Source organism: Acidaminococcus sp. CAG:542, assembly GCF_000437815.1.
Lineage (GTDB): Bacteria > Bacillota > Negativicutes > Acidaminococcales > Acidaminococcaceae > Acidaminococcus.
The window spans coordinates 1-12,212 of sequence record NZ_FR902026.1; the positions used below are offsets into that span (position 1 = coordinate 1).

The window sequence follows — 12,212 nt, forward strand, 5'->3', positions numbered from 1 at the left end:
CGCCGGGCCTGCGCCCCCTACGGTTATACACAGTGATACACAATAAAAAGAACCTGGTCAAAGGACAGGTTCTATCCAGTGGCCCGAGACCTGAAAAGGAGGCTGTTGCTTTTGCAACAGCCCCTTTTACCGAAAGGAGCCAATCATGTCCAACATCCTTCACTGCCTCCAGCTGGGGGAATCTATGGGGGACCGGTTCATAGCCGCGGCCCGGGAGCTGCCTTACGGGGCGGCTCTGTTCCTGGTGCCCAACCGGTACTTCTTCCAGAAGGTCCGGGAAACCGGGGCGGTCCGGGCTGCCATCCTGGATGCCCTGCCCCGGGAAATCCTCCGGTGGAACCGGGCGGAAACGGAATTCACCCGGATCACCCGGCCTGCCCAGAAAAAGATCCTGGAAGACACCCTGGACTATCTCAGGGGGCAGCTGTCCTACTTTTCCTCCCTGGTGGGGAAGGACGGGTTCCGGGACAGCCTGCTGACCCTGTTCGACGAATTTTCCCGGGATGATCTGGACCCGGCCACTTACCAGCAGGTGCTGCTGAACTGGAACCGGGAGGGAGCGCTCCGGAACAAAGACATGGACCTGGCCAAGCTGTATCTGGTGTACAGCAGCAAAGTCCGGGAGCGGCGCCTGGAAGACCTGTCCCAGGAATACGCCCGGGCGGCGGAGGTGCTGGAACAGGGAGGCACCGTGCCCTGGGAAAAATGCTTCTTCAGCGAATTCTACCAGTTCACCCCGGTCCAGCTCCGGCTGCTCCGGGCCCTGGGACACTGCTGCGAAGTGGAAGTGGGCCTGTTTTATGATCCCAAACGGCCGGAACTGAGCCAGGTGACGGAAAAGATCTACGGGGATTTGCTGGGGGACGGATTCCTTCCGGTCCAGGAAGAACCGGTGACAGAAAAGCTGGAAGACCTGACCGCCCTGACCCGGGACTGGAAGCCGGGAGCCCGGACGGATACCGGGGCGCCCCACATCCACCTGGGGGAAGGGGTGAGCCAGGAACAGGAAATCCGTCTGGCCCTTACGTCCATTAAAGAACGGCTCCAGCAGGGAGTGAAGCCGGAGGAAATCCTGGTGCTGGTCCGGAAACTGGCGGATTACCAGGGTCTGGTCCGGTCCTTTGCTGAATACGGGATTCCCTGCCGGCTGCCCCAGGCGGCGGACCTGAAAAGCCAGCCTCTCACGGATTTCTTCACCAAGCTGCTGGCAGCGGCCAAAGAAAAGTGGGACCTGGCCCAATGGCAGGCCCTGTTCCGGTGTCCTCTGATGGAAGTGCTGTACCGGACGGACCGGGAAAAACTGGACCTGCTGTACACCCAGGAATATTTCCCTACCGCCGGCAGCCTCCTGTCCCATATCCAACGGAAGGAACTGGTAGATACGGATTTCTGGACCCTGACGGACTTCCTCCAGACCTCCCATACCCCGAAAGAATGGCGGGACGCCCTTACGGAAAAACTGGATGGATGGCAGCTGGCCCTGGCCTGGGGAAAACTCCACCAGGAGGGGAAGGTGGACCTGGCCCAGGTGAAGGTGCTGGCCAAAACGGAGGATTTCGTCCGGAAGACTTTGGACAGCCTGGTGAAGACCTGGGAACAGCTGGGAAAAGCAGATGAAGAAATCAGTCTGGACCTGGTGCAGAAATTCTGGAAAGATTCCCTGGACCAGGGAAAACTGCCCCTGACCCCCGGGGAACCTCAGGGGGTGCCGGTGCTGGAAGCCGGGGAAATCCAGGGGGTATCCTTCCCCTATGTGTACATCCTGGGTGTCCGGGAAGGGCTGTTCCCGGCGGTGAAACGGGAAAGCTGGCTCTACAGCGACCAGGAACGGGGAGAACTGAATGCCCTGGGCCTGGAACTGAGCCTGACCGCCCGGGCCCTGGATACGGACCGGTACTTTTTCGGGTCCGCCGTGGCCCTGGCCGGCCGGGAACTCCACCTCAGCTGGTACCGGGATGAGGAAGGGGGCCCCAGTCCCTACATCACTGAACTGGACCATTTCTTCGGGACAGAGGCCCTGCCAGTGACGGTCTATGAAAACACCCCGGACCGGTGTGCCAGTGCTGCCCAACTGGTGGATTTCCTGGGGGAACAGCCCCATCTGGCCCCCCGGGAGAAGGCCTTCCTGCTGGAAGCCGCCGGACCGGACTTTTTGGAACGGTCCCGGACGGAACAGCGCCGGTGGGAAGAGACGGACAGCCCCTGGAACGGTACGGTGCCCGGGGTGGTGAAGCGGCCCCTCCATCTGTCCGCCTCCAGCCTGGAGGGATATCTCCAGTGTCCTTTTGCCGCCCTGGTGAGCCAGGTGTGGAAGCTGGAACCCTGGGTGGAACAGGGTGCCTTCCCTGCGCCGGATGTGGTGGGGGACCTGATCCACCGGACCCTGGCGGCTTTTCTGGGGAAACATCTGGGAAAGGGCCTGGCCGGACTGGACCGAAAAGCCCTGGAACAGGAACTGGATGGGGTTTATCGGGACATGTTCCACAAGCTCTGCCTGGAAGGGAAGATCCCTGACAGTCCTCTTCTGGATCATCTCCGGGACCGGTACGGGAAATGGCTGAAGGCCTGGCTCCGGAAGGAAATGGAATATGAAGCCGCCGACCTGCTGGGCCTGAAGCCCGGCCGGGTGGAATGGAGCTTTGGACGGGAGCACAGCCCCTGGCCGGATCTGGTGAAAACCATCGACGGGGAAAAGGTGTATTTCTCCGGCCAGATCGACCGGATCGATACCAATGGAAAGAACTGGACCCTGCTGGATTACAAAACCGGCACACCCCCTTCCGGCCAGGACATCCTCCAGGGAAAGGCGGTGCAGCTGCCCCTGTACCTGGAAGCCCTGGAAACTCTGGGAAAAGTGCCCAAAGAGCAGATCCTGGGGGCCGGCTATGTGCACCTGCGCAGCGGGGACCGGAAGGGTGGCGCCTGGGACAAGGCTGCAAAGACCGCCTTCCCCTGGATGGCCAAAGCCCGTCCCCCGGAAATGAAACAGGCTCTGGAAGCCGCCCAAAAGGCGGTGGACCAGGCGGTGGGGGATATGAGAAAGGGCCGTTTCCCTGCCCGGCCTGCAGGAAAATGCCCGGCCTGGTGCCCGGCCCGGGACCTGTGCCGGATCGGGGAGAACCCCCACAGAACTGAGATCGAAAAGGAAGAGGAGTGATACCATGGCCAGTTTTACCCCACAGCAGCAGGAAGCCATCTCCACCCTGGACCGGAACGTGTCCGTGTCCGCCGGGGCCGGGTCCGGGAAGACCCGGGTGCTGGTGGAACGGTTTTTGAAGATCCTCCAGGAACGGAAGGCCACTGCCCAGGAAATCCTGGCCATCACCTTCACCCGGAAAGCCGCCCGGGAAATGCAGGAACGGGTGCGGAAAGGGATCCTGGAACGGCTGACGGAGACCCTGGATCCGGAAGAAAAGGCCTACTGGCAGGAACAGCTCCAGCTGGCGGACCGGGCCCCCATTACCACCATCGACAGCTTCTGTTCCCAGGTACTCCGGGAGAATCCGGTGGAAGCCGGCCTGGATCCCGATTTCGCCGTCAGGGAAGAATACCAGATCCGGGCCTTCCGGGAAGAAACCGCCCAGGCCTTTATCCAGAAGGAAATCCAGCAGCAGGCCGGGGATGTGGCGGCCCTGTTGGACCTGTACCCGGCGGACCGTCTGGCGGGGATCCTGACCGCCCTCATCGATGATCTCCCGGCCATCCTGGCGCTGCCGGGAGGGCTGGCCGCCCCCTATGAAGCCAGCCTGGCAGGGGAAGAAGAGGGGAAGATCGCTGCAGAAGGGGCCCTGGATACCCTGCTGGAAGCCCGGGACCAGGCAGGCCCCAAAGGCCGGGAAAAGCTGGAAGTCCTGGCCGGCCAGCGGGAAGAGATCCACCAGTGGATCGCTGAGGGGTGCTATGACAGGGCCGCTGCTGCCTTAAAACCCGTTTCCGCCGCCGGAAAGGTGAAAGACCTGGTAAAGGAGGCCAAAGCCGCCCTGGACCGGCTCCAGGTGCTGTCCCTGGATGCGCTGGGGGCGGAGCAGGCCCGGAACTGGGAAACCGTCCTTGGCCGGTTCCGCCAGACCCTGCTGGATACGGCGGAAGCCAAAGAAATGTACAGTTTCGGGTACCTGTCCGCCAAGGCGGTGGACCTTCTGGAAAAACGGCCCAATGTACTGCTCCGGTACAAGAGCCGGTTCAAGTATGTGATGGTGGACGAATTCCAGGACACCAACGAAGAACAGAAGAAACTGGTGTATCTCCTCAGCGGAGGCAGCAGCCAGAGCCTCCAGGGCCGGAACCTGTTTGTGGTGGGGGACGCCAAGCAGTCCATCTACCGGTTCCGGGGGGCGGATGTAAGCGTGTTCCGTCAGGTCCGGGACGCCATCGGAAAGACCGGCGGGAACAACATTGTCATGGACGACAACTTCCGGTCGGCTCCGGAAATCATCGGGGCCTGCAACACCCTGTTCGACGACCTTCTGGGCACCGACAGCCAGTCCGATGTGACCGCCCAGCCCCTCCATCCCCATCAGCCCTCGTCCCGGAATCCTGTTTTTGCGGTGCTGAAGAAGGGGGACTGCACCCTGGAGGAATGCCAGCAGGCGGAAGGCCGGTATGTGGCCCAGGCCATCCGGCAGCTCCAGGAGGATACCGGGCTCCCCTACGGCCAGATGGCCATCCTGCTGCCCGCCATCCATCTGTCCCGGCAGTATGAGGAAGCCCTTACCGCCCTGGGGATCAAATCCCAGGTCAGTGACGGGAAGGGGTTCTATGACCGGCAGGAAGTGGTGGACTGGATCAACCTGCTCACCTTCCTGCTGAACACCCGGAAGGACTGGGCCCTGGCCGGGTTCCTCCGGTCCCCCTTCTGCGGGATCAGCGACCGGCAGATGACGGATCTCCTGAAGCCCTGGCCGGAACTGAGCCTGTGGGAAAGCCTGGAACAGAGCCTGGAAGAACCCTTCGTGACCCTGTCCCGGAAGCTGGAGACCCTGCACCGGACTGCTCTGTTCCAGTCCCTGCCGGAGCTGATGGACGGCTTCCAGGAAGCCTTTGCCGTGGAACCCACCCTGCTGGCCCAGCGGGGCGGACGGGAAAAACTGGCCAACTTCCGGAAGCTCCGGGCCCTGGGGGTGAAGGCGGCCATGGAAGAAGGGTTCACGGCCCGGGATTTCCTGGACCGGCTGGATCTTATGCGCCAGCTGTCCGCCCGGGAAAGCGCCGCCAACCAGGAGGAAGATCCGGAGGCAGTGAAGATCATGACCATCCACAAGTCCAAGGGGCTGGAATTCCCGGCGGTGTTCCTGCCGGATCTGTCCAAAAAGGATCCTTCGGACCATCTGGGGATCCAGTTCCTCCCCGGCCAGGGATTCGGGGTCAGGGTGGATCCGGGGGACGGGAACCTGGCGGAAACGTCCGTATACACCCGGCTGAAAGGGGAAAAACACCGGCTGGAACGGGCCGAAAAGCACCGGCAGCTGTACGTGGCCATGACCCGGGCGGAAAAATACCTGTATCTGGTGAATGTGGACGAAACCAAAGAAAACAGCAAGGCTCCGGATCCGGACAAGGAAAAATGGGGTCAGTCCCTCCAGCGGGTGTTCGCTCCTGGCGGTCCTCACGGGGACCAGATGGACTGGGAGATGCTGGATGTGGCGGAAATCCTGGAGGCAGAGGAAACCCAGCAGGCCGGGGAAGGGGAAACCTTCGTCCTGGATCCGGCAGTCTATGACCGGATCCGTCCGGTGACCGTGCCCCGGAACCTGGAACTGTCCGCCAGCGCCCTGCTGGAATACGACAACTGTCCCCGGAGCTTCTATTACCATTATTTCCAGCACATGCCCGGTATCGACCCGGATACGGTGGGCATCGGCACCAGCCGGATTTCCGCCATCGACCTGGGGACCTATGTGCACCGGGTGCTGGAACTGCTCCAGGAAGAACCGGAAAAGGAGGCCCTGGAAGAAGCTCTGGTCCTGCTGGACCGGACGGAGGAAGAAAAGCAGGTGTTCCTCCGGGAAGGGCGGAAAATGGTGGAAAAATACTGCGCCAGCCCCCTGTTCCAGGAAATCGCCGGCCTGCCCGCCCAGGCGGAACGGGATTTCGAACTGGAACTGTTCCCCCTGGAAGCGGGGAAAGTGACCTTCCAGGGGAGCATCGACCGGCTGGTGACCCTGCCGGAGGGACAGCTGGGGATCGTGGACTACAAAACCGGCCATCCTCCGGCGGACGGGGAAGAAAAGCAGGGGTACACCCGGCAGCTGACCATCTACGCCCTGGCGGCGGAAACCCTGTACCCGGGACAGAAAGTGGCCTGGGCCAGGCTCCATTTCCTGAAGGACTGCAGCAGCTGGGAACTGAAGGACCGGGCCAGGGAAGAAGAAAAGCTGAAGACCCTTCTGGAAAATCTGCTGACCTGGGACAAAGAAGAACAGTTCCCCGCCAGGAAAGAGGGGTGCCAGTGGTGCCCGTACCGGTACTTCTGCCCCCTTTAAAATCCTTTAATTTTCTGTCGATTCATGGTAAAATGACCGTTGTAGTATGTTCGAAGGAGGCTTTCTGTGGCTGCACGGGGAATTTTATTTGACTTTGACGGGACGCTGGCCAACACCACGCCCCTGATCCTGGCCACCTTCCACCAGACCCTGGACCATTTCGTCCCAGCAAATCAGGTGGATGACCAGACCATCATCAACACCTTCGGCCTGCCTCTCCGGGACGGCCTGGCCGGGATCACCGGCTGCACCGATCCGGAAGAGATGGACCGGATGGTGGCTTATTACCGCCAGTACAACACCGCCTGGCACGACGCCATGATCCAGCCCTTTCCCGGAGTGAAGGAGGGGCTTGCTGCCCTGCGCCGGGCCGGGGTCCCCATGGCCATTGTCACCAGCAAGTTCAAAGCCAGCTGCCTTAGGGGGCTCCGGTGTCTGGGGCTGGAAGACTGCATCGACGGCATCATCGGGTGCCAGGAATGCAGCGCCCACAAGCCGGACCCGGAACCTATGGAAAAGGGCCTGGAACTGCTGGGCCTTGCCGGAGAGGACTGCCTCTGTGTGGGAGACAGCCCCTATGACCTGGTCAGCGGCCACAAAGCCGGCTGCCAGACGGTGAAGGTGGGCTGGACCTCATTCCGGCAGGAATTCTTCGACCGGTTCATTCAGCCGGATTATGTGATCCGGTCCCTGGGAGACCTGCTTTCCTTTGTTGAACCATCAAACTGAGCGAGGTGATTCCAATTGCGGAAAATCGGCATCATCGGCGGCACCGGGGTGGAGGATGCGTCCTCCTTCGGCCGGCTCACCGCCTTAACGGTGGATACGCCCTTCGGCCAGGCTCACTGCCTGAAGGGGACCGCCGCCGGCCATGAGATCTATTTCCTGGCCCGGCACGGCCTGGACCACAGTGTCCCGCCCCACAAGATCAACTACCGGGCCAACATTTTCGCCCTGAAGAAGCTGGGAGTCACGGAGATCCTGTCCTTTACGGCGGTGGGGTCCCTGAACCGGGGACTGCCTCCGGGGACTTTTGTGGCCACCACCCAGATCCTGGACTTTACCAAAAGCCGGGTGAACACCTTCTTCAACGGGGAGAACGGCCAGGTGGCCCATGTGGATTTCGCCCAGCCCTACTGCCCGGCTCTCCGGGAACGGCTGATCCGCTGCCTGGTGAAACTGGGGCTCCGGCACAGCAAACAGGGGACCTATGTGGTGACGGAAGGGCCCCGGTACGAAACGGCGGCGGAAGTGCGGATGTATGGAGCCATGGGCGGGGACGTGGCCGGGATGACCAACATGCCGGAAGCGGTACTGGCCCGGGAAGCGGAAATCTGCTACGCCAACTGTTCCGTGGTCACCAATATGGGTTCCGGGCTGGCGGCCCGGGCCCTGTCCCACGAAGAAGTGACGGAAGCCATGGAGAAGCTGGGAAAGCAGATCCTGTCCGTGATCGAAGCCTATGTGCAGGATGACGGGCCTCTGACCCACAGCTGCCATTGCGCCCAGGCCCTGCAGGAATACGGGGGCTTCCGGCTGGAGGCTTTCGGCGGGGACAAAAAGGAGGAATGACGCTGGACATGGTATATGATATCGTATTGCAGAATGTGGAACTGACAGATCCCGGGGACGGGACCCTGTTCAACATCGGGATCAACGGCAGCACCATCGGGTATGTGGGCACAGAACCGGTGGCAGGCCGGGAAGTGATCGACGGACGGAATCACCTGGCGGTGCCCGGGTGGGTGAACGCCCATACCCATGTGGCCATGACCCTGTTCCGCAGCTATGCCGACGACATGGCCCTGATGGACTGGCTCCAGAACCGGATCTGGCCCCTGGAAGCCAGACTGGACGGCCGGGCGGTGTACTGGGGGAGCCTGTTGGGGATCGCGGAAATGATCCGCACCGGCACCACCTGTTTCGCCGACATGTATTTCTTTATGGAAGAAACTGCCAAGGCTGCAGCGGACAGCGGCATCCGGGCAGTACTGTCCCGGGGTCTCACCGGCAGCAGCGTGGCAGACGGGGCCGCCCGTCTGGAGGAGAACACGCAGCTGTACAAGACCTGGAACGGGGCCCAGAACGGACGGATCACCGTGATGTTCGGTCCTCATGCCCCGTACACCTGCAGCCCGGATTATCTGAAATCCGTCATCGCCCGGGCCCGGGAACTGGGAGCGGAGATCCACATGCATCTTTCGGAAACCGCCGGGGAAGTGGCGGACTGCCGGAAACAGTACGGCAAGAGCCCCATTGCCCTGATGGAAGAACTGGGGATGTTCGACGGAGGGACCCTGGCGGCCCACTGTGTCCATGTGGATGAGGAGGATATGGACATTATGGCCCGGCACCAGGTCCGGGTGGCCCACAACCCCCAGAGCAACCTGAAACTGGCCAGCGGCATCGCTCCTGTGGCCCGGATGCTGGAAAAGGGCATCACCGTAGGTCTGGGCACCGACGGGGCCAGCAGCAACAACAATCTGGACATGCTGGAAGAAGTCCGGCTGGCGGCCATGCTGGCCAAGACCCAGTCCGGGGATCCCAAGGCGGTACCGGCTTCCCAGGCCCTTGCCATGGGCACCTGGATGGGGGCGGAAGCTGTGGGCCTGAAAAACCTGGGGAAACTGGAAGTGGGCCAGAAGGCGGATGTGGTGCTCTACAACATGGCCTCCCCGGCCTGGTACCCCCGGCACGACCGCACGTCCCTTCTGGTGTATGCCGGGTCCTCCGCGGACGTGGACACGGTGCTGGTGGACGGAAACATCCTGCTGCGCAAAGGAGAACTGACCACCATCGACCTGGAGAAAGTCACCGCGGAAGTGGGACAGTGTCTGAAGGAAATGACAGCCAGTGCAGAGTGAAGAACGGGGCCGCTGGCCGGACCCCACCACCGTCCTGACGGACGATGAACGGCTGACGATGAATGAAAAACGACAATAAAGGAGTGTTTGGTGTGGCAAAGATCTTGAAAAAACTGCAGCTGGCACCTGCAGTCTGGGAATTTGAAGTGGATGCGCCTCTCATTGCGCACAAATGCAAACCGGGACAGTTCGTCATGGTACTGGTGGATGAAACCAGCGAACGGATCCCTCTGACCATCGGCGATTTCGACCGGGAAAAAGGCTCCATCACCCTGATGGTCCAGGCGGTGGGGAACACCACCCGGCACCTGTGTGAAGATTTCGCCCAGGGAGACGATATCCAGCACATCCTGGGACCTCTGGGCCAGCCTTCTGAAATGGGCAAATTCGGTACCGTGGTCATGGTCTGCGGGGGCATCGGCGTGGCGCCGGTCCATCCCATCGCCCGGGCCTATCACGAACTGGGCAACAAGGTGATCACCATCATCGGGGGCCGTCACAAAGACCTGATCCTGTGGCGGGACCGGATGGAAAAGATCAGCGATGAAGTGATCATCACCACCGACGACGGGTCCGAAGGCATCAAGGGCTTTGTTACCGATCCCCTCCGGAAAATGCTGGAAGCAGGGAACCATCCGGATCTGGTGGTGGCCATCGGCCCCATCATCATGATGATGAACGTGGCCAAGGTCACCCGGCCTTACAACGTGAAGACCACTGCCAGCCTCAGCTGCCTTATGGTGGACGGCACCGGCATGTGCGGCGGCTGCCGGGTGCAGGTGGGCAATGAAAGCAAGTTCACCTGCTGTGACGGGCCGGAATTCGATGCCCATCAGGTGGACTTCAAGAACCTGATGCAGCGTTCCAAGATGTACAAGGACCAGGAAGCAGTAGAATACAGTTGCGGGGGGCATTGCAGATGCGTGGAGGAATGAGAAATCCCATGCCGGAACAGCCGGCTGATGTACGGAACCATAATTTCGAGGAAGTGGCCCTGGGCTATCCGGAAGACACGGCGGTGGATGAAGCCCAGCGCTGCCTGAACTGCAAGAATCCCCAGTGCGTGAAGGGGTGCCCGGTGAACGTGGACATTCCCCAGTTCATCCATGCCCTGACGGAAAAGGATTTTGACGGCGCCATCCACATCCTGAAGAACAAGAACTCCCTGCCTGCCGTGTGCGGCCGGGTGTGTCCCCAGGAAAACCAGTGCGAAAAACACTGCATCCTGGGCATCAAGGGAGAACCGGTGGCCATCGGCCGTCTGGAACGGTTTGTGGCGGACCGGGCCCGGGAAAAGGGTACGGACATGGTGAAGGAGGGCCTGGCTCCCAAGAACGGCATCAAAGTGGCTGTAGTGGGCGGAGGTCCTTCCTGCCTGACCGCAGCCGGGGATCTGGCCAAAATGGGCTATGACGTGACCTTGTTCGAAGCCCTCCACAAGGTAGGCGGGGTGCTCATGTACGGTATCCCTGAATTCCGTCTCCCCAAAGCCATCGTCCAGCACGAAATCGAACAGCTGAAGGTATTGGGTGTGAAGATCATGACCGATGTAGTGATCGGCCGCACCTTTACTCTCCACGAACTTCTGGGGGAAGAAGGGTTCCAGGCTGTGTACGTGGGTACCGGCGCCGGGCTGCCTCACTTTATGCGGATCCCTGGGGAAGCCCTCAACGGGGTGTACGCCGCCAATGAATTCCTTACCCGGGTGAACCTGATGGGGGCCTGGAAGTTCCCGAAAATGGCCACTCCTGTGTATGTAGGGAAGAACGTGGCCGTGGTGGGGGCCGGCAACGTGGCCATGGATGCCGCCCGGACCGCCAAACGGCTGGGGGCGGAAAACGTCTACGTGGTCTACCGCCGGAGCGAAGCGGAAATGCCCGCCCGGAAGGAAGAAATCCAGCACGCCAAGGCGGAAGGCATCGAACTCCACATGCTGAACAACCCGGTGAAGATCCTGGGGAACGAAGATGGCTGGGTCACCGGCATGGAATGTGTCCGGACCCAGTTGGGCGAACCGGATGCCTCCGGCCGCCGGAGCCCGGTGGAGATCCCCGGCTCCAACCATGTGTTCGATGTGGACATGGTGGTGATGGCCATCGGCCAGGGACCCAACCCCCTGCTGAAACACACCACCCCGGATCTGGTGACCAACCGGAAGGGGCTCATTACCGTGGATGAAAAGGAAGAAACCTCCATCCCGGGAGTCTTTGCCGGCGGGGACATCGTCACCGGGGCAGCCACCGTTATTTCCGCCATGGGGGCCGGCAAGAAGGCCGCCCTGGAAATGGATGCCTATTTGAAAGAAAAATTAGGGAAGTAACTGCAGAGCATGAATAAACTGAAACGATGGGGGATGGCTGCGGCTCTCCTGTGCCTGGGTCTGTTCCAGGCCGGGGAGGCCGGAGCGGCAGCACCCAAAAACACCTACAAACCTGCCAGCGGAGGCTATACCCTGACGGTGCCTCCCGGCAGCAAAGAGATTTACCATACCTCCACGGGGATCCGCTTCACCGTGGGGAAGGATTTCCTGGTCAGTGCGGATCTGTACACCCTGCCCAGTTTTGTGTCCGTCCCCATGAAGCAGTACTCCACGGAGCAGAAGAAAGATTTCAAGAAGTTCCTGGGGAAGATCCAGGACCAGGAAAACGACACCATCCAGGATGACGGCAGCTCCCGGAATTTCGGCAGCCAGCCGGCCCTGGACGGGATCCTGGGAGAAAAGCTCCGAAAGTATCGGAGCACTTCCGGAGAACCGGAACCCAAAAAGGACAAGAAGAAGGATCTGGACAGCTATACCTATGTGGCGGTGCCGGAAGACAAGCTGCGGACCCACCGGCCCTTTCTGATCGGCCGGGCCTACCAGCCG

General features: G+C 61.2%; 7 protein-coding genes and 1 pseudogene. All 8 read left to right on the forward strand.

Annotated elements, in window-relative coordinates:
- Nucleotides 1-145: 145 nt before the first annotated feature.
- A complete protein-coding gene (locus QVO43_RS01435; protein WP_022486837.1) occupies nucleotides 146-3,157 on the forward strand; it encodes a PD-(D/E)XK nuclease family protein in 3,012 nt (1,003 codons plus the stop codon).
- 4 nt (nucleotides 3,158-3,161) lie between these two features.
- Nucleotides 3,162-6,482 (forward strand): UvrD-helicase domain-containing protein, encoded by a 3,321-nt coding sequence (locus QVO43_RS01440; RefSeq protein WP_022486838.1) that lies wholly within the window; start codon nucleotides 3,162-3,164, stop codon nucleotides 6,480-6,482.
- Between the two features lie 66 nt (nucleotides 6,483-6,548).
- The gene (locus QVO43_RS01445; protein ID WP_022486839.1) at nucleotides 6,549-7,211 is read left to right on the forward strand and encodes an HAD-IA family hydrolase; all 663 of its coding nucleotides are present in this window, start codon (nucleotides 6,549-6,551) and stop codon (nucleotides 7,209-7,211) included.
- Nucleotides 7,212-7,226: 15 nt separating this feature from the next.
- Entirely contained in the window at nucleotides 7,227-8,054 is an 828-nt protein-coding gene (mtnP, locus tag QVO43_RS01450) for an S-methyl-5'-thioadenosine phosphorylase (protein WP_022486840.1), read from the forward strand.
- Between the two features lie 8 nt (nucleotides 8,055-8,062).
- Nucleotides 8,063-9,346 carry an amidohydrolase gene (locus QVO43_RS01455; RefSeq protein WP_022486841.1) on the forward strand — a complete coding sequence of 428 codons (1,284 nt, stop codon included), beginning with the start codon at nucleotides 8,063-8,065 and terminating at the stop codon, nucleotides 9,344-9,346.
- Nucleotides 9,347-9,438: 92 nt separating this feature from the next.
- On the forward strand, nucleotides 9,439-10,281 hold the full coding sequence (locus QVO43_RS01460) for a sulfide/dihydroorotate dehydrogenase-like FAD/NAD-binding protein (RefSeq protein WP_022486842.1): 843 nt from the start codon (nucleotides 9,439-9,441) through the stop codon (nucleotides 10,279-10,281).
- The gene (gene gltA / locus QVO43_RS01465) at nucleotides 10,266-11,666 is read left to right on the forward strand and encodes an NADPH-dependent glutamate synthase (RefSeq protein ID WP_288174301.1); all 1,401 of its coding nucleotides are present in this window, start codon (nucleotides 10,266-10,268) and stop codon (nucleotides 11,664-11,666) included. The genes QVO43_RS01460 and gltA overlap by 16 nt, the downstream gene beginning before the upstream one ends.
- 9 nt (nucleotides 11,667-11,675) lie before the next feature.
- Nucleotides 11,676-12,212, forward strand: a pseudogene (locus QVO43_RS01470) (hypothetical protein); the annotation flags it as partial.

What these genes read in the sequence shown, in the direction of transcription:
- QVO43_RS01435 (WP_022486837.1), top strand. Translation starts at nt 146, where the DNA reads ATGTCCAACATCCTTCACTGCCTCCAGCTGGGGGAATCTATGGGGGAC.
- QVO43_RS01440 (WP_022486838.1), top strand. Translation starts at nt 3,162, where the DNA reads ATGGCCAGTTTTACCCCACAGCAGCAGGAAGCCATCTCCACCCTGGAC.
- QVO43_RS01455 (WP_022486841.1), top strand. Translation starts at nt 8,063, where the DNA reads ATGGTATATGATATCGTATTGCAGAATGTGGAACTGACAGATCCCGGG.
- gltA (WP_288174301.1), top strand. Translation starts at nt 10,266, where the DNA reads ATGCGTGGAGGAATGAGAAATCCCATGCCGGAACAGCCGGCTGATGTA.